This is a genomic window from Gilvimarinus chinensis DSM 19667, assembly GCF_000377745.1.
GTDB classification, from domain to species: Bacteria; Pseudomonadota; Gammaproteobacteria; order Pseudomonadales; family Cellvibrionaceae; genus Gilvimarinus; species Gilvimarinus chinensis.
This window is the reverse complement of sequence record NZ_KB898710.1, coordinates 1-22,749: the sequence shown is the minus strand read 5'-3', so window position 1 is coordinate 22,749 and position 22,749 is coordinate 1. Positions and strand designations below refer to the sequence as shown.

Here is a 22,749-nt window from a genome sequence, read left to right as displayed (position 1 = left end):
TATAGTTGATATTATCTACTATTGTTCTAGAGGGAGCAAACATGAACAGACCCGGCCCCCGCCTGCTCAGCGTTAAGCGTGCCTACCACCTGAGTCCTAATATGCGGCGCGTCATACTCACGGGCGATAACCTGGATGACTTTCCAGAACATCACGAAAGCGCCAATTTTAAATTGCTGCTGCCTAAGCCTGGCCAAAGTCTCAACCTCGATAGTTTGGCCACAAACGATAAGGCATCACGCCCTATTGTGCGCACCTACACCCTGCGCCAGTTCAATCGCGCCGAGAGAGAAATTGTAGTGGACTTTCTGATGCACGAACCCGCTGGCCCCGCTTCCAGTTGGGCGGCCAATGCTCAGGCCGGCGATACAGTAGGCTTTGCCGGGCCGGGCAAACCCAAATGGGTGAATACCGCTGCAGACTGGTTTTTATTCGCCGGGGATATGTCCGCCCTGCCCGCTATAGCGGCCAATCTCGAGCAGCTGCCCGATAACGCGCAAGGCTATGCGGTGCTGGAGGTGATCAGCGACAGCGATAAAATCCCTCTGCAAAAACCCGCCAACCTGGAGGTTATCTGGCTCATCAACCCCACTCCACAAACCCCAAACGACACACTGTTTGATACGGTAAAGCGTTTGCAATGGCTGGCGGGTAATGGAGCGGCATGGGTGGCCGGCGAATCCGGTGCGATCAAACAAATACGCCGCTATCTCAAAGACAAAGGGATAGACAAACGTCGGTTGTACGCCAGCGGTTACTGGCAAATTGGCATGACGGAAGATATCCACCAGGAGGAAAAACGCAAAGAAACCGATACAGACAATTAAACAAAACACGGCGAACGCTAAAACCACTTACCGTTCGCCTTATTACCTCTACCCTGGATCAGCCCCACATCCGCGGCAGAACATCGTGCTCTTTGTTGCCACGACGATGCCAATAGACCATAAACACATGACCGATAACGGCAACCAATAACAACCAGCCCAGGTTACCGTGCAATAGGTTACCTGGCTCTACCATCCATTCGACACGCCCCTCAAAGCCTGCGAACAGTGGTAAGCCCCAGACGTCAAACACACGACCGGAGCCATATTGACGCAGCAGCCCCAGGGTCGGAATCGCCACCAATAAACCATACAGGCCAATGTGACCAATGGTGGCGGCCATAGTTAATTCGGGTGGTCGTCGGCGCAGGTTGACCAGCGCCCAAACAAGACGTAACAGAGCCAGCACCAATAAAATCACCCCCAAAGGCTTATGGGTCGCCCAGAAAAACTTATCCAGCGCGGTATCTTCGGCCAACACCCGCGCCAATACACCCACAAGCTGCCAGCCAATAAGCAGTGCCATTGACCAGTGGAATAAACGACTTAACGCGCCGTAGCGAATTTTAGAATCAGTTAGCATCATCACGGTAAACCTTGAGTATTTTTAGTTGCCTGTTAAGCATAGCAAGGCCTTAAAGGAACACGAACGTGGTTTACCGGGATTTACATGGCCGACGGTTTAAAAACACAGACAAGGCCGTTAACACAAGGGGTATGTATGGTAGGAGTAGTAGCACTATTTCAAGTGTTCTCTGTGCAGCACCGGGCGCCCCGTAGAGAACGATTAAAGAGTTTTCCACTTGACCACTAGTGTCGGTTTAATTTGCTCAACCAGCGATCCAGATGGTTGGCAAACTGCTGCCGGTCACCTTGACTAAGCGGCGGAGGGCCCGAGGTTTGAATACCGCTAGAGCGCATGGTTTCCAAAAAGTCGCGCATATTCAAACGCGGCTTAATATTCGCCGCGGTAAACAGCTCACCCCGCCCACTCAACGCCTGGGCACCTTTTTCGATGACCTCTGCCGCAAGCGGAATATCACTGGTAATCACCAGATCGCCAGCAGCGCAACGCTGAACAATTTCGTTATCGGCCACATCAAAACCCGCCGACACCTGCAGCGAGGTAATTTGCGGCGTCTGGGGTGTACGAATAAATTGATTGGCCACCAAAGTAACCGGCACTTTGGTACGCTGCGAAGCACGAAAAATAATCTCGCGAATAACCACCGGACAAGCATCGGCATCGACCCAAATTTTCATAGTTTTTATCCAGTAACTACCAGCATTTTGTTCAGACTCTCCACCGCATTTTACGTAATGAAGGGCACACCATAAAAACCCTCATCACCCCACAAAAAAACGATACGCCAAATAAAAAGCCCCCAGCGCCACAGCGCCAATGACCAGCGGTAATAGCAACGCCGGAGTTTTAGCCGCACAAGAACAGCTTGCCGTCTTTCCGACCTTGATCAAAAAAGGCATTGCCGAGGAAGCCACCATTAAACCGAACTTCCTAAGACCTAAATGCTGCTCACGCTTTCGATCTGCTTGCACCTGCCACTGCCGGCGACGCTTTTTATACTCGGTGTATTTACGCTCTTGCTGCACACGGTTATCGGCATCAGCAACCGCTGATGTCTCAACACTTTGTGTAGCAAAATGACGTTTAGGCAGACCTTTTGTTTGCTTTTGATCTTCTATTTGCATCCTTCCCGTCCCTGTTTGCAATAGACCTATTCTAAATGATCAGCTGACTTACAACCATTCAATCATCGCCGCCGATTTATTTAAGATGGGTACTCCCGTATAAGCACTGGCCGCACGATTGGCTAGCCCAGCGCACACTAACAGCGGCATTAAGTGCTCTGCGCGAGGGTGACAAAATTCTGCGTTAGGGGCCGTATGCCATTGGCGCAACTCTTCCAGCCGCTCGCGTTGGCTGTAGCCGGCATGGGTGCAAACATCTTCCAGCCAAGCTTCAAACGCTTGGTTTTTTTCAAAGGATACGTGATCGTCCGAAAAGAACTCGCGCATATTATGAAAACTAAAGCCCGACCCGATGACCAACAAACCATCGTCGCTCAGCGTTTGCAAAGACTCACCGAGCGCAATATGGTCTGCCGCGTCAAGGCTGCGCAACAGTGACAACTGAACCACCGGAATATCCGCCTGGGGATACATGATTTTTAAGGGAACAAACACCCCGTGATCAAGCCCCCGCTCTGTGTCTTGCGCAGGGGAGAAGCCGCTGTGTTGCAACGTTTGACTAACCCTATCCGCTAACGCAGGCTCGCCGGGACAAGGATAGGTAATCTGATACGCCCGCTCGGGAAAGCCGTAGTAATCATATTCAAGGCCAGGGCTTACGCTTGTCGTAACCGTGGGCACTGGCGCCTCCCAGTGAGCGCTTATAATCAGTATGGCTTTTGGCTTAGGCAACTTATGGGCAAGCTGCTGCAGATGGGCCTCCATCTGAGCGTGACCATCGTCCCCTAGCAGCGGCATGGGGCCACCGCCGTGGGAGATAAAAATAATATTCTTACTCATTGAAATTCCAACCTGACCGTCGATGAATAAAGCCTTAGGGCCTAGGCAGATCGCGAGCCGTACGGCTGCTTAGCGGCTCGCGCGATACATTGATCCACAGATACCGCCCCGGCACCGCTTAAGGATAAAGACACACTTGCGGCCAACAATGCCAAGGCGAATTCGTAACCGTTGTTGCTCATAAACAATCCGTTTGCCCAGTGAACGCTGAAAATTGCCACCAGCATGGTAAACGCACTGACAATGGCTGCTGGACGGACCAGCAACCCCAGTATTAAAGCGGCGCCGCCAAAAAACTCTGCACTGCCAGCCAGCGCAGCCATCCAATAACCGGGGGCCAGACCAATGCTCTCCATCCACTGCCCGGTACCCTCAAGGCCATAGCCGCCAAACCAGCCGAACAGTTTTTGCGCCCCATGGGCCAGTAGAATAACGCCCACAGGCACCCGTAAAGCCAATGCACTCAGCCCTGCGTTCGATACAAACAGTTTTGTTACTAACGATGTGTTCATGTTTTTGCTCCCAGTAATTAGATGTACCGTTACTTCGCGAACGGCATGAGACCAATTTACTATCCACACCAAAAAAGAATAAGATGCCTATCATTGGCTTATTATCAACAAAGCATTGTTAATAATAATGAAATGGGAGTTTTGTCATGGATCGTCTCGACGCTATGCGCACGTTCGTCACGGTGGTCAGCGAAGGCAGCTTCGCCCGAGCTGCCACTAAGCTGAACATGTCGCCACAACTGGTCAGCAAATATGTGTCGCAACTGGAAGAACACCTGGGGCTTCGCCTGCTGAATCGCACCACGCGCAAGGTTCACCCGACCGAAGCGGGCAGCCAGTACAGTGCCAGAGCCCTGCTACTGCTGGAGGAACTTGACGATCTGGAAAACCAGCTGGGGGATTATCAGCAAAGTGCACAGGGCGTTTTGCGCCTGTCGGCTCCCGTGTCTTTTGGCACCAGCCACCTACCCGCCCTGCTGATGGATTTTCAGCGTGCGCACCCAGCCGTCGGAATCGATGTAAAGCTCGATGATCGCAAAGTCGATATTGTCGAAGAGGGTTTTGATGTGGCGCTGCGCATTGGCGCATTAAAAATGCTCATCGCTGATTGCCCGCCACTTAGCGCCTATACGGCTGGTGACCTGTGCATCCCCCGCGTACCTGCAACAACACGGAACCCCTGGGAACCTAGACGAGTTAAAAGATCACCACTACCTGCGCTACAGCTACATGGATAACAGCGAGTCGCCAATACACGTTGCGCTGGCCTCGCGACAGAAAAACGCGTTTACCTGTAACAACGGCGATGTCTTACTGCAGGCGGCGATTGCAGGCGCAGGGATAGTTATTCAACCCACGTTTATCGCTGGCCCTGCTGTAGCGCGAGGCGATTTAAAAATCGTTTTACCCGAATATGAGCCTGCGCCATTAGGACTTTACGCGGTATACACCCATCGCAAGTTTTTGCCGAGCAAGGTCCGCGCTTTTATCGATTTTGCCAGCGGCTATTTCGGCTCCCCCCCGGTGTGGGATAATTTCACGCCCTAAACTCGCCGTTCACACAAGGTTTTTCAAACGCCTTAGCCTTTACTTCATTTCAGTGTGACACAGGCGACAATGACAGCGGTGTCACATGGTTATTCTGACCAAAAGCATATAGTCTCATTGACAACAATGAATTTCCCACCTAAGGTGCAAACCGCTTAATCGGATAAATCTTATAAGCAGTCGGTTAAGTATTATCAATTCTGCTCGATGTATCGCAGATAAAGCCCATGCCTTGCCTCTAAAAGCGGTATTGGTTTAGGCACCTATCTGGAGAATAACCATGACAATAGAGAGAGCATCAACGCCAACTTTTGCACGCGTTAAAAAAATCGCTTCACTGGTCGCAGCCACTACGGCGCTGTGTTTTACCAGTGGCGTTCAAGCACAGACATTAACCAGTAATCAGACCGGCACCCACAATGGGTATTACTACTCGTTTTGGACAGACGCACCAGGAACCGTGTCAATGACACTGGGCTCTGGCGGCAACTATTCATCACAGTGGAGCAATACAGGCAACTGGGTGGGCGGTAAAGGCTGGAACCCCGGCGGTCGCCGCACCGTAAATTACTCAGGTACCTTTAACCCTTCCGGCAACGGCTACCTTACGCTTTACGGTTGGACCCGCAGCCCATTGATTGAGTACTACATCGTCGATAACTGGGGTACTTACCGCCCCGGCGAAAGCGGCACTTATTACGGCACGGTTTATTCCGATGGCGGCACCTATGACATCTACCGCACTCAGCGGGTAAACCAGCCATCCATTGAAGGTACCGCAACATTTTACCAATATTGGAGTGTGCGCCAGCAAAAACGTACCGGCGGCACCATTACCACCGGTAACCACTTTGACGCCTGGGCCAGCCACGGCTTAAACCTTGGCAATCACGATTATATGGTGATGGCTACTGAAGGCTATCAAAGCAGCGGTAATTCCAATATCACCTTGGGATCAAGCGGCGGTGGCAACAACGGTGGTGGGAGTGAAAGCATTACCGTTAGAGCACGGGGTGTAAGCGGCAGTGAGCATATTAATTTACGTGTAGGGGGCACTACGGTGGCCGACTGGACCTTAAGCACCAGCTTCCAGAACTACACCTACAATGGCAGCGCCTACGGTGATGTGAATGTCGAATACGATAACGACGCATCAGGCCGCGATGTGATTCTGGATTATGTCACCGTGAACGGAGAAAACCGTCAGGCAGAAGACATGGAGTACAACACAGCCACTTACGCAAACGGTGAGTGCGGCGGAGGCTCTTATTCCGAAACTATGCATTGCAGTGGGGTGATTGGCTTTGGTCACACCGACGACTGCTTTAGCGGCAGCTGTAATTAAGTAGACAACAAAAAGCGGGTAGCAGGGAGCGAAAGTTTACTTCAATCGTTTCCCGCGCCCCGCTCTTCTCGAATTTTTTAGCGATTGTTTTTTGCTTCGCTGTTATTGCGCGCAAAAGGCTTAACCTTTCCACTGGCGTTACCGCCTTTCTTTTTTTGCCAGAAACTTTTTTTGGCTGCGGGCTTTCCATCATTATTTTTTGCCGCAGGCTTGCCAGAGTCGGTATTCTTATTGTGCCCTTGCGAAGGTTTTTTAGGCTTATTACCAGATGGTTTTTTATTGCGTGGGTTACCACTACGCGAACGATTATTGCGAGTGCCGCGCTTTTCCAAGCTGGATTCGGGCAGAGCATGCTGCGGCTCGAAACCTATAATAAATTCACGCGGCAGTATCGTATTAATAAGCCGTTCGATGTCACTGAGCATATCAAACTCATCGGCGCTCACCAGTGACACAGCCGAACCTTCAGCGCCAGCACGACCCGTGCGACCGATACGATGCACGTAATCTTCCGCTACTTGCGGCAAATCAAAATTCACCACTTGCGGCAACTGGTCAATGTCCACACCGCGCGCGGCAATATCGGTAGCCACCAGAATGCGCACTTTATTACTTTTAAAGTCGGCCAGCGCGCGAGTACGTGCCCCCTGACTTTTATTGCCGTGAATCGCGGCGGCTTTTAAACCCGCGCCATCCAGCAACTTAACCAGTTTATTGGCACCGTGCTTGGTGCGCGAAAATACCAGCACTTGATGCCAATTGTTGGTCTTAATTAACTCGATCAGCAGGCCCGTTTTTTCTTTTTTGTCTACAGGGTAAATCCACTGTTTTACCCGAGTAGCGGTACTGTTGGGTGGGTTAACGGTAATCTCTACCGGGTTATGCACGATAGTCTTGGCCAGCTGGCGAATTTCGGGGCTGAAGGTGGCCGAGAACATCAGATTTTGCCGCTTGCTGGGCATCAGCGCCATAATTTTGCGGATATCGTGAATAAAGCCCATATCCAGCATACGGTCGGCTTCATCCAGCACCAGAATTTCCAGCGCATCAAATTTAACCGCACCCTGCTGGTATAAATCCAGCAAGCGCCCAGGTGTTGCCACCAGAATATCCACACCACCGCGCAAACGCATCATTTGCGGATTAATCTTAACGCCACCGAAAACAACGGTTGATTTGATCGGCAAGTAGCGACTGTATTGCGCCACATTGTCGCCCACTTGCGCCGCTAACTCTCGCGTAGGCGTCAGCACCAAAGCCCGCACCTGATTGCCGGGCTGCTTGCCCTTCGCAGCACTTTGGGACAAACGCTCCAGCATCGGCAAGGTAAAGCCTGCTGTTTTGCCCGTACCGGTCTGCGCAGCTGCCATCACATCCTTGCCTTGTAATACCGCAGGAATGGCCTGGGCCTGAATCGGCGTCGGGGTTTCGTAACCCTGTTCGGCAACAGCTTGTTGAATTTCGGGGGCAAGGCCAAGTTCGGCAAAAATCATAGGGGGATTCTGAATTAGGACAAAAGGGGCGCGAAGGATACAGGAGTGGATGAATAATAGCCAGTTAATAACGGCAAGAGCACGCAGACAGGATTTACGCATTTTTGGCGCTAAGTCCACTCGCTATAAAAGTATGGCCTTCAACCGAGCATACCCCACTATGACCATAGAGCTAGCCCTGAGTAATAACCCTCAGCGCAGCAGTTAGAGCTTTAACAAAAATGAGCGAGAGCACAGCCGCGATGATTTTATGATTCACGTCACCGTGACCAACCTCAGGCACCGACTAAGCCAAAGAACGAATTGAACCCGTCAAGTCATAGGCCCTTGGTGTACACTCAATACTTCATAATCAGGAATATCTATGTCACCCCCAATAGCCAAAGAAGTTATGATCACCGAAGTGCACTGTGCCTACGAGGGATGGTCTATCCAAAGGCTGGACCACTTTCTCAAGCGATACGGACTGGCGCAGGTTCCTGTCATTGCCTCAGATCACCAGCTAGTTGGCAGTGTGGGAAGCACCGACATTCACCAGCTAACCCATCTGGACGAAACGTACCGCGCCCAAATGATCAATGATAATTTCCGTCGCAGTACTGGCCACGACATGGACAACCTCGACGAACTGAGCCAGTGGACGCGCCGAGCAAGTGTGTACTGCACCGTACATCAAATCATGAATTCAGATGTACCGGCTTTAGACGAACTCACGAGTATTGATAAAGTTCGACGAACTCTTAAAACAGAGCAACTTGATGTCATCTGGCTGACACGCAACGGACTTCTGAGCGGACAAATCAAAGCTCACCAGCTGCTATGATGCGACCCTATGTCGCTGTCCAGTGACAATCAATCCGGTATAATCAGGGGTCATGAATCCGCGAATTACCACCTTAAGAGCACCCTCTGGACACTTGCGTCAGCTAGTGTTGATACGTGGCTTTTTAATACTGGCTCTGGCTATAGCCACTTTTTGGGCTAACCGTTTATTAGCACTTCCTCAGATACCCATTACCGCCATTATTGTACTCCTTACCTTCGTAAATCTTTTTTCTTTGCTTAGACTACGATGGCAAGTACCCGTAGTGAGTCTCGAGATAACGGGCCAATTGCTGGTGGATATATTGGCTGTCGCCGTTTTGGCTTTTTACACGGGCGGTGCCGCCAACCCCTTTTTATCGTATATTTTAGTTCCCGTCTGTATTGCCGCCGCCGTTTTACCCGGCGTTTACGCCTGGAGCCTCAGCTTAGTGGCCATCGCACTTTATGGTACGTTGCTGGTTTGGAATCACCCTTTGGCACAACTTGAGCCCCCTTCACATAGCCATCGCCATGAGGCGGGTATTAATTTCCATCTGATCGGGATGTGGCTTAACTTTGCCCTCAGCGCGCTATTGATCAGTTACTTCGTAGTAAAAATGGCCGCCGCCGTACGACAACAACAAGACACCTTAAATGCACGGCGCGAAGAAGACCTTCGAGATGAGCAATTATTAGCCGTCGCCACTCAAGCGGCGGGCACAGCGCACGAATTGGGTACACCGCTATCGAGTATAAAAGTCTTATTAGCCGATTTAGCACAAGACCCCAAAGTGCACAGTTTGATCGGTGAAGACCTAACCTTGTTGCGCAACCAGGTAAACGAGTGTGGTGCGATTTTACAACGCTTACGCCAGCGAGCTGATATCGAACAACTGACCCACCCTGGCATAACAGCGGCTTATGATTATTGCACTGACTTAATCGACCGCTGGCAACTATTACGCCCAGATGCTCGCGCGGACATTCAGGTTCAAAAATCCTTATTAGGCCAACAAACCCGTTTCCACCCCACCATTGAACAAGCCATTATTAACGTACTTAACAATGCGGCGGATGCAAGTGCAAAACCGCTGCATGTTTCGGTGCGAACCAATAACGGTAAACTTATTTGGGAAATTAAAGATCAGGGTAAAGGCTTCAGTCCGGAAGCAGAACCCATGCTTGGCAAGCGTCCATTTACCACCAAACCCGACGGCCTCGGTATCGGTCTGTTTTTAACTCATGCCAGCATTCAACGCTACGGTGGAACGGTAAAAATTACTACGCCTGATCTCGGCGGCACGCTTACAACTATTACTCTGCCATTGGAGGCAGCCGGTGAACAATAGCTTACTGATTATCGATGATGACATTACCTTCGGAGAAATCTTGCAACGCTCTTTAAGGCGTCGTGGATTCGACGCCGCCTTCGCATCCAACAGCTTCGATGCGCTGCAATTATTACAGCAGCGTCACTACGCTAGGGCCGTAGTTGATCTAAAAATAGGCAGTGAATCTGGACTGGATGTGGTGAAAGAGCTGCTAAACCGGCAAGAAGACATTGAGATCGTTGTTCTCACAGGCTACTCAAGTATTGCCACGGCGGTACACGCCATTAAAGCAGGAGCCTGTAATTATCTTTGTAAGCCCGCCGATGCCGACGAAATCCTCGCAGCTTTTTCTGATTCAGAGGCAGAGGCGGTGGAAATAACGGCTCAACCACCGTCAGTAGACCGCCTTGCCTGGGAGCATATTCAAAAAGTGCTTAGTGAGCATGATGGTAATATCTCCGCCACCGCCCGCGCCTTAGGTATGCACCGACGCACACTGCAGCGTAAGCTCAATAAGCGCCCCGTAAAACATTAACCGGCATTACTGGTTGACCACAGGCGCAATGTCCACACTGGTAACACTGGCCAAATCCTCAAGAAACTGACTCTGCCAAGCGTGGATATCCTGCTGTTCAAGCACATCCATCATTTTGCGCCAGCGATCAATACGCTCATCCAAAGGCATGTTTAATGCCTTAGCGATTCCACCCGTAATACCACTCACATCGTACGGATTCACCACTACCGCGGCATCCAGCTCATCCGCTGCACCGGCCATTTCTGACAATACCAGTACGCCAGGGTTTTCCGGATTTTGCGCGGCAACGTATTCTTTTGCCACTAAGTTCATGCCGTCTTTTAGCGGCGTGACCAAACCAACATGTGCCAGCCGGTACATAGCCAGAATAGTTCTGCGCCGGAAGCCCCTGTTCAGATAGCGTAAAGGCATCCAGTCAAAATCAGCGTAAGTACCAATGATGTGCCCTGCTTCACGATCAATTCGCTTTGCTAAATCGCCATAGGCCTGCACATCCCCCCTCGAGGTGGGCGAAATCTGTAGATACACAACCTTGCGAATAAATTCTTTGTAGTGATTGAGCAGCTTATCGTAAGCCTGAAACCGCTGCACCAGGCCTTTGGAGTAATCCAGCCTGTCGACTCCAATAATCAATTTTCGGTCGCTCAAGCTGTTATACAGGCGTTTAAATTCGTCCGCTTTTTCACCGGCCGTCGCGGCAGTAGGCAAGGCCGAGGTTTCAACACTGATTGGATAAACTCTGGCAGTACAGTGTCTGTCCTCAAAGCGCAGCCGATCGTTTTTTAATATTTCACCACCTAGGCCTTGGGCTACGCCCATGCAAAAGCCCATGTGATCGGCCTGAGTTTGGAAACCTACTAAATCATAGTGCAGCAGACCTTTCAAAATTTTCTGATAGCCGGGCACCGTACGCAGCAAATCCAGCGAGGGGAAAGGCGTGTGCAGGAAAAAACCGATCGCATTCTTCACACCGGCATCGCGTAACATTTTTCCTAATGGGATTAAATGGTAATCATGAATCCAGATAGTGTCGCCTGGCTGAATAATTTTAAGTAATTCAGTAGCAAATTTATTATTTGCCTGCAGGTAACCACTTAAATCCGTATCGCTGTAGCGCATCAACTCGGGGCGTTGGTGGAACAGTGGCCAGAGCACACTGTTAGCGTAACCTTTGTAATACTGGTTGTATTCAGCCTGACGCAGATTAATGGTCACATATTCAATGTTGCCGCGCACTTCGTGCTTCGCTTCACTGTCTTTGTTGTCGACCTTACCGCTCCAGCCAAACCACACCCCGCCGGCTTTTTCCATGGCCGCCATAACGCCTACGGCCAATCCACCTTCTGAGCCTTTGTTCGCCCCGTCTGTTTTTGCAACGCGGTTTGACACGACAATCAAACGGCTCATAGTTCATTCTCCCATTTCTTACTTAAAATTCTTGCGCTATTAATAATCCCCACCATGGAGTAGGTTTGCGGGAAATTACCCCACAACTCTCCTGTAACAGGATCCAAATCTTCTGACATCAGTCCAAGATGATTACGTTTACCCAACAGATCTTCGAAAAGCTCCCGCGCTTCGTCGGTTCTCCCGGAGGCTGCCAAGGCATCGATATACCAAAAAGAGCAAATCGTGAATGCGTTTTCAGGCATACCAAAGTCATCTTCCACTATATAGCGGAACAAATAACGGCTCCCCTCAGGTTTGAGGCGATTTTCTATTTCAGCAATCGTGCCAATAAAACGTGGGTCTTTTCCATCGATGTAACCCAGCTCACACGCAAGCAGCAAGCTTGCATCCATAGAGTCGCCATCCCAAGTGGCGGTATAAGCATTCAATTCTTTATTAAAACCACGTGTTTCGATAGCCTCTCGAATCGTGTCGGAGGCTTCGGACCAATAGGCGGCTTTGGACGTTTCGCCAAGCTTGGCGGCGATCTTGGCTAAACGACTAGTCGCGGCCCAACACATCATGCTGGAAAAGGTATGAACGTGCTTTGACCCCCGAAGCTCCCAAAGCCCTGCGTCAGGTTGGTTATAGTACGCCAGTGCCTTTTCTCCCATAGTCTCTAGAAGGGTAAAAAGCTCTACATTACCCGGCCTGCGGATACGCTCATCAAAAAACATCTGAGTGGCAGATAGAACAATTGCACCGTATACATCGTGTTGTATTTGTTCAGCGGCCTGGTTACCTATACGCACCGGCCCCATACCCCGGTACCCGGATAAATCATGAGCAATACGTTCTGGCATGTCTTGCGTGCCATTGATACAAAAGACCGGTTGCAGGTGCTCTTCGTCTAATTGCGCCACAATATTTACAAGATAATGTAAATATTGCTCCATCGTTCGCGTGGCACCTAATCGGTTTAGAGCGTGCACAGTAAAATAACTATCACGCAGCCAGCAGAAACGATAATCCCAGTTACGCTCTGTATCCCGCGCCTCAGGTATTGAAGTTGTCATGGCCGCAATAATAGCGCCCGTATCTTCATAAGCGCTTAATTTAAGCGTAATGGCTGCGCGTATCACCGCATCCTGCCACTCAAAAGGAATCGCAAGATAACGCGACCACTCCAACCAATAAGACTCTGTTTCGGCCAGAAATCGCTCACACAATTGCTTTACAGGCTCAGTGATCGAAGCGTCATCGGCAAAGACCATATAATGCTCGGTATCCAGAATAAACCACGTTTCATCGACGATAGCGGTTACCGAAAGTCCCGTAGTCATGCGGTACGCCATATCGCAACCCAGATAGCGTATGTGATTACTACCCTGGACTTTACGAAACCCTTGAGTACCGTCTTTGCAAGCCGGACGTAAGCGAATCCTAATTTTGGGTGACCCAATAGGAACCAGTTTCCTATTAAGCATAACCGGTCTGTAGGTGCGACCGTATTGGGTAAACCGGGGAATAAAGTCTGTGATCACGACTCCGTTTCCATGGGAGTCGTAAATTTTAGTCGTGAGAATGGCGGTGTTTTTTTCGTAGTACTGCTCGCTGTGACTATAATCCGCGAGATCAATCGCGAAAGTCCCTGTAATAGCATCAGGCGGGTCGGTCTTTAACAAGGAGCAAAAGACTGGTTCAGCATCGAAGCGGGGTAAGCAACTCCATACAATTTCAGCGTTTTTATCAATCAGGGCGCCAATGGAACAGTTACCGATCAGAGCCAGTTCGAGATTTCGTTCTATCATTTAATTGCCTCAACTTATCCAGTTGTCCACGCAAAAATGCAAAAACCTCGCCAGGGTCAGATAATCTCTCTTGTGCGCAGGAATCCCCGTCGCCGACTTTTACTGAAACCCCACCGCGAGCGTTCACCCAAGCGAACCCATCTTCATCTGTTGTATCATCACCAATGTAAAAAGGTACCCGCCCCGCAAATGGCGGCATGCCCATAAACCGTGCAATGGCAACGCCTTTATCCACACCTTTAGGCTGGATTTCACGCACACAGTTGCCGCGAATCACCCGCACATCGGTTCGCTGGCCAAGCATCAAATCGCCATCTATATAATCGTCCAGTAAAGCTTTCAGTTCAGGTTTGACACGATAATGCAGGGCTACGGCATGTCCTTTATCTTCAACTATGAGCCCATGAACTTCAGCAAATGACAGTAGCGACGTTTTTATATCCTGAAAAGCGTCGCTCTCTAACGATACACTCTCAACATCACCATCCCCCACGCGCCACTCGGCACCATGACTACCGGCCATAGAGAGGGGAAGCTGTATTAGGTTTGACAGAGAAGAAATTGAACGACCAGATATCAGGGCGACAGCCCCATGAGTTATCTGCTCTAACTCGGTGAGAACCTGCCTTAGCTCATCCGACACGTACACACCTTCTGGATCATCCGCAAAGTTAACTAAGGTGCCATCAAAGTCGAGAAAATACGCTGAATTTTCAGTATAACGAACGGTCATATAAAGCTTCTCAGAGGATATAGAGTCAGGTATAGACTATAACAGCTACAAAAAGGACTCAAACTCACCGGGGGTTAACCCTCAGGTTTTCGCGTACAACACTAGAGCCAAAAATCCACATCCACTACAATCAGGCCCACCACCTGCTTCGTCCTTCTAAATGAGTCATAAGCACCCTTATGCTACCTCTCAACTTTGGCAAAGCAGGTCTCTTTATAAAAATATAGCCAACAAGGACCAAAGGCATCGTGACGGATAATATCAGGGTAAAAAGCCTCAAATTTATAACATTCCTCCTTATAGCCACCGCGCCGCTAATCTATGGTGTCTGGCACTCCACAGAAAGACAATGGTTATCAGAAGCCCCTCACAACGTCGCCCCAAAAAATATAATCTTTATATTAATCGACGACTTAAACGATGACGTAGGCTTTCTCGGCAGTGAAAGGGCTCACACCCCAAACATAGACCAACTAGCTACGCGCTCGGTTGTATTTAAGCACGCTTTTGCTCAAGCTCCTTTATGCAACCCATCTAGGACGAGCCTATTAACCGGCACTTTACCTAGCAGCACCGGTATTTACGGATTAAAACCAAATTACTGGGAGGTGCCCGCTCTCGCTAACTTACACACATTGCCTGGGTACTTCCGAGAAGCTGGGTATTACACCGCAACGATAGGAAAAGTGTTTCATCAGAATGTCCATGAAGCCTCTTATGATTACATTCAAAAAGGCTGGTATGGCGCCTTCGGCCCCTTTCCTTCTGAGCCATTACAGGCCGATTTTAGCTTTAATAAATATTATGACTGGGGAGCATTTCTTGAAGAAGAAGAGACAGCAGATTTTAAAGCGGCTACCGCCGCTCTAACCTTCCTAAACAATAAGAAAAACCAACAGAAACCGTTTTTTCTGACCCTAGGATTCTTCAGGCCTCATAATCCACGGTTTGCGCCAAAAGAGTTTTTCGATCTGCACCCACTCGAGCACATTCGCGCCCCGACAGTAGAAAATAATATTTATCATGAAGTCCCCAAGTACGGCCTTGAGTTGACCAGCTATAAAAGAAGACAACGTTTTAATGAATATACCGCACAAGAAGATAGAGCACGTAAAAACATTCAAGCTTATCGAGCTTCTATTAGCCTTGTTGACAGGCAAATTGGCCGACTACTGCAACATCTTTACTCAAGCGGCCTAATTAAGAACACCGTTATCGTTCTTGCGAGTGATCATGGTGTACAAAATGGAGAAAAGAATCTCTGGTTTAAACGCACCTTATGGCAGGGATCGACTCGTGTTCCTTTGTTAATAGCGGCACCTGACATAAATCCAATTCAAATCACCGACGCGGTTGGCTTAATTGATATCTTTCCTACGCTTATTGATTACGCCGGGCTCCCATCACTCTCTCAACTAGAAGGGAAATCGCTTATACCTAAACTAGCCGGCGATAACAGCAACTCCAATACCGTTGTGCCGACAATACACAGTCCTGGTAATTTCGCTTTACAGAATGAGCGTTGGAGATACATCCAGTATGCTGATGGTTCTGAGGAGCTTTATGATCACCAAAATGACCCTACAGAAAGGGTTAACTTAGCTAAACCACATAGAAAAACAAAAGCAATAGAGACCACCTTAACCTACTTCCGAAGTAACGCTCCAAAAAAATTTGAAGACTTTACCCCCAACACAAGCGGCTTATCAAGCCAGAAATTTCCAGGAAAATAAACATTTTTAGCGCTAAATTTCCTTCCCATTAAATAGTGAAGTGACAAATGCATAACCAATCTTATTCCTGAGTTACGAAGTGTAGTTGTAATGATCTTCACAACTACAAGTTGACAGTTAAAGCCAGTCAGGAGAAGTAACTCACCGTACTCAATTCAGCCCCTCCTTATGGAGAAAACATACGGAACTGATTAGCAATGGCCGTTAGCCAGATTTACGGAGAGGCAATAATAGCCCAATGAGGTGCTCTAAATTAAAAGCCATTCTATTTGCCTGAAACAAATTTGGATAGCCGGAGTCAACCCGTCTAATCTTTTGGGGAAAGATTGGCAATCTACCTGTCCGCAAAGCATCGGCAAGCAGCTAGGTGTTGTGCTTACCACCTAAAAATACGTAAACCATTACTAATTCTGTGTGATTCAGATTAATTGGGATCGGGGCAATAAGACAAAAGACGTTTCTGGGGCGGCATTTCTTTTTTGCTTACATGCCCCAGAAGTAGATCCGAGAAAAAGCAAACGGCGTTTGGAAGGCTGACCTCAGGGCCTATTAACGCAGAGTATTCGTTTGAGTTACATAAAGTGATACGTGCTCGGAGTATTCGATCTCTAAAATTGCGCCTTATTGATCGGTAGGAGTAGGTTATCTACAAGGATGTAGTGTATGCAGATAACGCAGGAGCGGTTATCTGTAATTGGCAATGGCCACCTAAGCTGGGAAGTAGCCTACAAAGTAAAACGCCCTGCAGGACTACCTACAGGGCGTTTATATTAGAAGCTTGACGATGACCTACTCTCACATGGGGAAGCCCCACACTACCATCGGCGCTGAGTCGTTTCACTGCTGAGTTCGGGATGGAATCAGGTGGTTCCAACTCGCTATGATCGTCAAGCAAACAGGTATGGTTTGTTTTCGGTCTTATCTACGTTCGTAGTGCCTAATCACACAACCAAATAGGGCGATGAACAAAGTTGTTTTTCGTTTTACTGAGGACACTGTGTATCACACTAAGTCCGTCGATTGATCATGTTATCAATCAGTCGATTCTGTTATATGGTCAAGCCTCACGGGCAATTAGTACTGGTTAGCTCAACGCCTCACAACGCTTCCACACCCAGCCTATCAACGTAGTAGTCTTCTACGGCCCTTTAGGGGATTCAAGATCCCAGGGAAAGCTAATCTTGAAGGAGGCTTCCCGCTTAGATGCTTTCAGCGGTTATCCCGTCCGAACGTAGCTACCCGGCAATGCTATTGGCATAACAACCGGAACACCAGAGGTTCGTTCACTCCGGTCCTCTCGTACTAGGAGCAACTCTTCTCAACTTTCCAACGCCCACGGCAGATAGGGACCGAACTGTCTCACGACGTTCTAAACCCAGCTCGCGTACCACTTTAAATGGCGAACAGCCATACCCTTGGGACCGGCTTCAGCCCCAGGATGTGATGAGCCGACATCGAGGTGCCAAACACCGCCGTCGATGTGAACTCTTGGGCGGTATCAGCCTGTTATCCCCGGAGTACCTTTTATCCGTTGAGCGATGGCCCTTCCATACAGAACCACCGGATCACTATGACCTACTTTCGTACCTGCTCGTCGTGTCAGACTCGCAGTCAAGCTGGCTTGTGCCATTACACTAACCTCCTGATTTCCGACCAGGATTAGCCAACCTTCGTGCTCCTCCGTTACTCTTTGGGAGGAGACCGCCCCAGTCAAACTACCCACCATACACTGTCCGCGATCCAGATAATGGACCTGCGTTAGAACCCCAAACATACCAGGGTGGTATTTCAAGGTTGGCTCCACCACAACTAGCGTCATGGTTTCAAAGCCTCCCACCTATCCTACACAAATAGGTTCAGAGTTCAGTGCAAAGCTATAGTAAAGGTTCACGGGGTCTTTCCGTCTAGCCGCGGGAACACTGCATCTTAACAGCGATTTCAATTTCACTGAGTCTTGGGTGGAGACAGCGTGGCCATCGTTACGCCATTCGTGCAGGTCGGAACTTACCCGACAAGGAATTTCGCTACCTTAGGACCGTTATAGTTACGGCCGCCGTTTACCGGGGCTTCGATCAAGAGCTTCGCCGAAGCTAACCCCATCAATTAACCTTCCGGCACCGGGCAGGCGTCATACCCTATACGTCCACTTACGTGTTTGCAGAGTACTATGTTTTTAATAAACAGTCGCAGCCACCTGGTCACTTCGACCGGTCTCAGCTTAGGGAGCAAGTCCCATCACCAAGGCCGGCGTACCTTCTCCCGAAGTTACGGTACCATTTTGCCTAGTTCCTTCACCCAAGTTCTCTCAAGCGCCTTGGTATTCTCTACCTGATCACCTGTGTCGGTTTACAGTACGGTTCGTTATTACCTGAAGCTTAGAAGCTTTTCCTGGAAGCATGGCATCAACCACTTCGTCTCAAAAATGAGACTCGTCATCAGTTCTCAGCCTTAAGAGCCCGGATTTACCTAAGCTCTCAGCCTACAACCTTAAACACGGACAACCAACGCCGTGATGGCCTAGCCTACTCCGTCCCTCCATCGCAGTAATAACAAGTACAGGAATGTTAACCTGTTTCCCATCGACTACGCATTTCTGCCTCGCCTTAGGGGCCGACTAACCCTATTCCGATTAACGTTGAATAGGAAACCTTGATCTTCCGGCGAGGGGGCTTTTCACCCCCTTTATCGTTACTCATGTCAGCATTCGCACTTCTGATACCTCCAGCATGCTTCTCAACACACCTTCAACGGCTTACAGAACGCTCCCCTACCATGCACAAAGTGCATCCGCAGCTTCGGTTGCTAGTTTTAGCCCCGTTACATCTTCCGCGCAGGCCGACTCGACTAGTGAGCTATTACGCTTTCTTTAAAGGATGGCTGCTTCTAAGCCAACCTCCTAGCTGTCTGAGCCTTCCCACATCGTTTCCCACTTAACTAACATTTGGGACCTTAGCTGGCGGTCTGGGTTGTTGCCCTCTCGACGACGGACGTTAGCACCCGCCGTCTGTCTGCCATGATTGCACTCCACGGTATTCGGAGTTTGCATGGGGTTGGTAAGTCGGGATGACCCCCTAGCCCAAACAGTGCTCTACCCCCGTGGGTGAGACATGACGCACTACCTAAATAGTTTTCGGGGAGAACCAGCTATCTCCCGGCTTGATTAGCCTTTCACTCCGATCCACAAGTCATCCCCTAACTTTTCAACGTTAGTGGGTTCGGTCCTCCAGTCAGTGTTACCTAACCTTCAACCTGCCCATGGATAGATCGCCGGGTTTCGGGTCTAATGCATGCGACTGGACGCCCTATTAAGACTCGGTTTCCCTACGGCTCCCCTAAACGGTTAACCTTGCCACATACATTAAGTCGCTGACCCATTATACAAAAGGTACGCAGTCACAGAACAAGTCTGCTCCTACTGCTTGTACGCACACGGTTTCAGGTTCTATTTCACTCCCCTCACAGGGGTTCTTTTCGCCTTTCCCTCACGGTACTGGTTCACTATCGGTCAGCTAGGAGTATTTAGCCTTGGAGGATGGTCCCCCCATGTTCAGACAAGATAACACGTGTCCCGTCCTACTCGATTTCATCAAAAGTGCCTTTTCGTGTACGGGGCTATCACCCTGTATCGCTCAACTTTCCAGAAAATTCCACTAAGACACAATCAACTTAAGGGCTAATCCGCGTTCGCTCGCCGCTACTAACGGAATCTCGGTTGATTTCTTTTCCTAAGGGTACTTAGATGTTTCAGTTCCCCTCGTTCGCCTCCATAACCTATGTATTCAGTTATGGATACCTACCTTATGGTAAGTGGGTTTCCCCATTCGGACATGTACGGATCAAAGCATGTTTGCCGGCTCCCCGTACCTTTTCGCAGGCTCCTACGTCCTTCATCGCCTCTAGCTGCCAAGGCATCCACCGTGTGCGCTTAGTCGCTTGACCATATAACACAAGCGACTGATTGTTACGACATGATAAATTCGCCGGACTTATTGTGTAGAGATACACAACGCGTCCTTTAATCAGCAATTTATTACAACTTTGTTCATCTTGTTAAAGAGCATCTGGTGTAAAAACCAGGAAGATAATGTCTTCAAAAAACATTATGTTTCTGACTTCTAGCCAAGCCAAGCAATGATATCTAAGAGATGGTGGAGCTATGCGGGATCGAACCGCAGACCTCCTGGATGCAAACCAGGCGCTCTCCCAGCTGAGCTATAGCCCCATATCTTGAAAGTGGTAGGCCTGGGCAGACTTGAACTGCCGACCTCACCCTTATCAGGGGTGCGCTCTAACCAGCTGAGCTACAGGCCTCTAAATCTCACTGCAACCTTACCAGCGTACGCTTAAGGAACCTTGCAGCCAGGCCAGTAGCTTGCAGATATCACTGCTACTTCAGATCAAGCAATGCGTGTGAGCACTTACGAAGAGATGGGCAAATCGTTTAAGGAGGTGATCCAGCCCCAGGTTCCCCTAGGGCTACCTTGTTACGACTTCACCCCAGTCATGAATCACTCCGTGGTGATCGCCCTCCCGAAGGTTAGGCTAACCACTTCTGGAGCAACCCACTCCCATGGTGTGACGGGCGGTGTGTACAAGGCCCGGGAACGTATTCACCGTAACATTCTGATTTACGATTACTAGCGATTCCGACTTCATGGAGTCGAGTTGCAGACTCCAATCCGGACTACGAACAGTTTTATGGGATTAGCTCCACCTCGCGGCTTGGCAACCCTTTGTACTGCCCATTGTAGCACGTGTGTAGCCCAGGCCGTAAGGGCCATGATGACTTGACGTCGTCCCCACCTTCCTCCGGTTTGTCACCGGCAGTCTCCTTAGAGTTCCCACCATTACGTGCTGGCAACTAAGGACAAGGGTTGCGCTCGTTACGGGACTTAACCCAACATCTCACGACACGAGCTGACGACAGCCATGCAGCACCTGTCACTTGATTCCCGAAGGCACCAATCCATTTCTGGAAAGTCTCAAGGATGTCAAGGCCTGGTAAGGTTCTTCGCGTTGCGTCGAATTAAACCACATGCTCCACCGCTTGTGCGGGCCCCCGTCAATTCATTTGAGTTTTAACCTTGCGGCCGTACTCCCCAGGCGGTCTACTTAGTGCGTTAGCTGCGCCACTAAAGTCTCAAGGACCCCAACGGCTAGTAGACATCGTTTACGGCGTGGACTACCAGGGTATCTAATCCTGTTTGCTCCCCACGCTTTCGCACCTCAGCGTCAGTATCAGTCCAGGGTGTCGCCTTCGCCACTGATGTTCCTTCAGATATCTACGCATTTCACCGCTACACCTGAAATTCCACACCCCTCTACTGTACTCTAGCTTGCCAGTTCTAACTGCAGTTCCAAGGTTGAGCCCTGGGCTTTCACAGCTAGCTTAACAAACCGCCTACGTGCGCTTTACGCCCAGTAATTCCGATTAACGCTTGCACCCTCCGTATTACCGCGGCTGCTGGCACGGAGTTAGCCGGTGCTTCTTCTACAGTTAACGTCAGGGCTAACGGGTATTAACCGTTAACTTTTCCTCACTGTTGAAAGTGCTTTACAACCCTAGAGCCTTCTTCACACACGCGGCATGGCTGCATCAGGGTTTCCCCCATTGTGCAATATTCCCCACTGCTGCCTCCCGTAGGAGTTTGGGCCGTGTCTCAGTCCCAATGTGGCTGATCATCCTCTCAGACCAGCTACGGATCGCAGTCTTGGTAGGCCATTACCCCACCAACAAACTAATCCGACGCGGGCTCATCCAATAGCGCAAGGTCCGAAGATCCCCTGCTTTCCCCCGTAGGGCGTATGCGGTATTAGCAGCCGTTTCCGGCTGTTGTCCCCCACTACTGGGCAGATTCCCACGCGTTACTCACCCGTCCGCCGCTCTACTTGTTCCCGAAGGAACGTTCGCGCTCGACTTGCATGTGTAAGGCCTGCCGCCAGCGTTCAATCTGAGCCATGATCAAACTCTTCAGTTTAATCTTTCAAGTGATCTTTACCCTTCCGAAGAAGGTACAACAAAGATCTAAAACTTTGCTCAAATACAGTTGAACGTATTTCTTCAATGACCGAAGTCATTTAATGAATTGTACGAGTCACTTGCATTCGATATATTGTGTTGCCACATCGACTTCGCAAGTGCCCACACGCATTGCTTGATCTAGCTTTTAAAGAACTCGGTGAGGGCTGCGCCTCGAACCGTGGGATGCGAATTATACGCATCAAATTCGTTTTGGCAAGCACTTTTTTCAAAGTTTTTTGCCGGGTTAAAAGCGCTTTAAAAAGCCTTTTAACCTTTCCCGTTAAGAGCGCTTAGCGCTTTAGCGGGGATGCGCATTATACACATCAACTTTTGTTTGTAAACCCTTAATTTCATTAAGTTTTTAACAAACCGGAAACTGAAAAACCTAACCTCAACTCCCGTCTTTCTCAGCGAAAGAGGCGCGCATTATACGCTGAACTTTTCGCTTGGCAAGCACTTTTTGAAAAAGTTTTTGCCGCCGGTTAAACCTTTAAAAGAGCACTCAAAAGAACACCTTAAAGGCCAACCTTTTTACCAACCGCGAACCCTGGAGCTCGCTGCTGGGGAGGCGCATTATACGCATCCGATCCGGCTTGTAAACACTTAATTTCAAC

General features: G+C 49.5%; 16 protein-coding genes, 2 tRNA genes, 3 rRNA genes and 1 pseudogene. 8 read left to right on the top strand and 14 right to left on the bottom strand.

Features of this window, described 5'->3' with window-relative positions:
• Positions 1-41: 41 nt before the first annotated feature.
• A complete protein-coding gene (locus tag D568_RS0113590) occupies positions 42-827 on the top strand; it encodes a siderophore-interacting protein (protein ID WP_020210155.1) in 786 nt (261 codons plus the stop codon).
• Between the two features lie 58 nt (positions 828-885).
• Here the strand turns inward: D568_RS0113590 and D568_RS0113585 are convergent, their stop codons facing one another.
• The 5 genes from D568_RS0113585 to D568_RS0113565 form a co-directional block, all read right to left on the bottom strand.
• Positions 886-1,413 carry a cytochrome b gene (locus tag D568_RS0113585; RefSeq protein ID WP_020210154.1) on the bottom strand — a complete coding sequence of 176 codons (528 nt, stop codon included), beginning with the start codon at positions 1,411-1,413 and terminating at the stop codon, positions 886-888.
• 224 nt (positions 1,414-1,637) lie between these two features.
• Positions 1,638-2,090 (bottom strand): YaiI/YqxD family protein, encoded by a 453-nt coding sequence (locus tag D568_RS0113580; protein ID WP_020210153.1) that lies wholly within the window; start codon positions 2,088-2,090, stop codon positions 1,638-1,640.
• Positions 2,091-2,174: 84 nt separating this feature from the next.
• The gene (locus D568_RS0113575; protein WP_020210152.1) at positions 2,175-2,537 is read right to left on the bottom strand and encodes a hypothetical protein; all 363 of its coding nucleotides are present in this window, start codon (positions 2,535-2,537) and stop codon (positions 2,175-2,177) included.
• Between the two features lie 48 nt (positions 2,538-2,585).
• Positions 2,586-3,377, bottom strand: a complete 792-nt coding sequence (locus D568_RS0113570) for a DODA-type extradiol aromatic ring-opening family dioxygenase (RefSeq protein WP_020210151.1) — start codon at positions 3,375-3,377, stop codon at positions 2,586-2,588.
• Positions 3,378-3,418: 41 nt separating this feature from the next.
• The gene (locus tag D568_RS0113565) at positions 3,419-3,889 is read right to left on the bottom strand and encodes a DoxX family protein (protein WP_020210150.1); all 471 of its coding nucleotides are present in this window, start codon (positions 3,887-3,889) and stop codon (positions 3,419-3,421) included.
• Between the two features lie 146 nt (positions 3,890-4,035).
• Here D568_RS0113565 and D568_RS20155 point away from each other — a divergent pair, with 146 nt between their 5' ends.
• From D568_RS20155 to D568_RS0113555, 3 genes and pseudogenes are all read left to right on the top strand, one after another.
• Entirely contained in the window at positions 4,036-4,626 is a 591-nt protein-coding gene (locus tag D568_RS20155; RefSeq protein ID WP_245551640.1) for a LysR family transcriptional regulator, read from the top strand.
• The gene (locus D568_RS22045) at positions 4,619-4,936 is read left to right on the top strand and encodes a LysR substrate-binding domain-containing protein (RefSeq protein WP_425401968.1); all 318 of its coding nucleotides are present in this window, start codon (positions 4,619-4,621) and stop codon (positions 4,934-4,936) included. Before D568_RS20155 ends, D568_RS22045 begins: the two co-directional genes overlap by 8 nt.
• A 280-nt stretch (positions 4,937-5,216) precedes the next feature.
• Positions 5,217-6,278, top strand: a pseudogene (locus D568_RS0113555) (glycoside hydrolase family 11 protein); the annotation flags it as partial.
• An 80-nt stretch (positions 6,279-6,358) separates the two neighbouring features.
• Here D568_RS0113555 and D568_RS20150 read toward each other — a convergent pair.
• Positions 6,359-7,774 (bottom strand): DEAD/DEAH box helicase, encoded by a 1,416-nt coding sequence (locus tag D568_RS20150; protein ID WP_020210148.1) that lies wholly within the window; start codon positions 7,772-7,774, stop codon positions 6,359-6,361.
• A 364-nt stretch (positions 7,775-8,138) separates the two neighbouring features.
• Here D568_RS20150 and D568_RS21155 point away from each other — a divergent pair, with 364 nt between their 5' ends.
• The 3 genes from D568_RS21155 (at position 8,139) to D568_RS0113535 (ending at position 10,444) form a co-directional block, all read left to right on the top strand.
• Complete coding sequence (locus D568_RS21155; RefSeq protein ID WP_020210147.1) at positions 8,139-8,597, top strand: CBS domain-containing protein; 459 nt, start codon at positions 8,139-8,141, stop codon at positions 8,595-8,597.
• Between the two features lie 265 nt (positions 8,598-8,862).
• A complete protein-coding gene (locus tag D568_RS0113540) occupies positions 8,863-9,927 on the top strand; it encodes an ATP-binding protein (protein ID WP_169334803.1) in 1,065 nt (354 codons plus the stop codon).
• Positions 9,917-10,444, top strand: coding sequence for a response regulator transcription factor (locus D568_RS0113535; protein ID WP_020210145.1), 528 nt, complete (start codon positions 9,917-9,919; stop codon positions 10,442-10,444). The genes D568_RS0113540 and D568_RS0113535 overlap by 11 nt, the downstream gene beginning before the upstream one ends.
• Before the next feature lie 6 nt (positions 10,445-10,450).
• Here the strand turns inward: D568_RS0113535 and D568_RS0113530 are convergent, their stop codons facing one another.
• The 3 genes from D568_RS0113530 to otsB are packed head-to-tail and all read right to left on the bottom strand — an operon-like array spanning position 10,451 to position 14,380.
• Positions 10,451-11,854 carry an alpha,alpha-trehalose-phosphate synthase (UDP-forming) gene (locus D568_RS0113530; RefSeq protein WP_020210144.1) on the bottom strand — a complete coding sequence of 468 codons (1,404 nt, stop codon included), beginning with the start codon at positions 11,852-11,854 and terminating at the stop codon, positions 10,451-10,453.
• Complete coding sequence (locus D568_RS0113525; RefSeq protein WP_020210143.1) at positions 11,851-13,647, bottom strand: glycoside hydrolase family 15 protein; 1,797 nt, start codon at positions 13,645-13,647, stop codon at positions 11,851-11,853. The genes D568_RS0113530 and D568_RS0113525 overlap by 4 nt, the downstream gene beginning before the upstream one ends.
• Positions 13,610-14,380 (bottom strand): trehalose-phosphatase, encoded by a 771-nt coding sequence (gene otsB, locus D568_RS20140; RefSeq protein WP_020210142.1) that lies wholly within the window; start codon positions 14,378-14,380, stop codon positions 13,610-13,612. Before otsB ends, D568_RS0113525 begins: the two co-directional genes overlap by 38 nt.
• 248 nt (positions 14,381-14,628) lie before the next feature.
• Here otsB and D568_RS20135 point away from each other — a divergent pair, with 248 nt between their 5' ends.
• Positions 14,629-16,113: a sulfatase gene (locus D568_RS20135; RefSeq protein ID WP_020210141.1), complete on the top strand. Its 1,485-nt coding sequence runs from the start codon at positions 14,629-14,631 to the stop codon at positions 16,111-16,113.
• A gap of 776 nt (positions 16,114-16,889) precedes the next feature.
• On the opposite strand, the gene rrf is transcribed toward D568_RS20135, so the two are convergent.
• The 5 genes from rrf to D568_RS0113490 form a co-directional block, all read right to left on the bottom strand.
• Positions 16,890-17,005: ribosomal RNA gene (rrf, locus tag D568_RS0113510) — 5S ribosomal RNA — on the bottom strand.
• A 161-nt stretch (positions 17,006-17,166) separates the two neighbouring features.
• Positions 17,167-20,052, bottom strand: a 23S ribosomal RNA gene (locus D568_RS0113505).
• Positions 20,053-20,259: 207 nt separating this feature from the next.
• Positions 20,260-20,335 (bottom strand) — tRNA-Ala (locus D568_RS0113500).
• Positions 20,336-20,347: 12 nt separating this feature from the next.
• Positions 20,348-20,424 (bottom strand) — tRNA-Ile (locus tag D568_RS0113495).
• Between the two features lie 131 nt (positions 20,425-20,555).
• Positions 20,556-22,091 (bottom strand): 16S ribosomal RNA (locus tag D568_RS0113490).
• The 16S, 23S and 5S rRNA genes sit together here with 2 tRNA genes alongside, the layout of an rRNA operon.
• Between the last annotated feature and the right edge of the window lie 658 nt (positions 22,092-22,749).

Coding starts and splice junctions, on each gene's coding strand:
- D568_RS0113590 (WP_020210155.1), top strand. CDS start 42: ATGAACAGACCCGGCCCCCGCCTGCTCAGCGTTAAGCGTGCCTACCAC.
- D568_RS0113585 (WP_020210154.1), bottom strand. CDS start 1,413: ATGATGCTAACTGATTCTAAAATTCGCTACGGCGCGTTAAGTCGTTTA.
- D568_RS0113580 (WP_020210153.1), bottom strand. CDS start 2,090: ATGAAAATTTGGGTCGATGCCGATGCTTGTCCGGTGGTTATTCGCGAG.
- D568_RS0113575 (WP_020210152.1), bottom strand. CDS start 2,537: ATGCAAATAGAAGATCAAAAGCAAACAAAAGGTCTGCCTAAACGTCAT.
- D568_RS0113570 (WP_020210151.1), bottom strand. CDS start 3,377: ATGAGTAAGAATATTATTTTTATCTCCCACGGCGGTGGCCCCATGCCG.
- D568_RS0113565 (WP_020210150.1), bottom strand. CDS start 3,889: ATGAACACATCGTTAGTAACAAAACTGTTTGTATCGAACGCAGGGCTG.
- D568_RS20155 (WP_245551640.1), top strand. CDS start 4,036: ATGGATCGTCTCGACGCTATGCGCACGTTCGTCACGGTGGTCAGCGAA.
- D568_RS22045 (WP_425401968.1), top strand. CDS start 4,619: ATGGATAACAGCGAGTCGCCAATACACGTTGCGCTGGCCTCGCGACAG.
- D568_RS20150 (WP_020210148.1), bottom strand. CDS start 7,774: ATGATTTTTGCCGAACTTGGCCTTGCCCCCGAAATTCAACAAGCTGTT.
- D568_RS21155 (WP_020210147.1), top strand. CDS start 8,139: ATGTCACCCCCAATAGCCAAAGAAGTTATGATCACCGAAGTGCACTGT.
- D568_RS0113530 (WP_020210144.1), bottom strand. CDS start 11,854: ATGAGCCGTTTGATTGTCGTGTCAAACCGCGTTGCAAAAACAGACGGG.
- D568_RS0113525 (WP_020210143.1), bottom strand. CDS start 13,647: ATGATAGAACGAAATCTCGAACTGGCTCTGATCGGTAACTGTTCCATT.
- otsB (WP_020210142.1), bottom strand. CDS start 14,380: ATGACCGTTCGTTATACTGAAAATTCAGCGTATTTTCTCGACTTTGAT.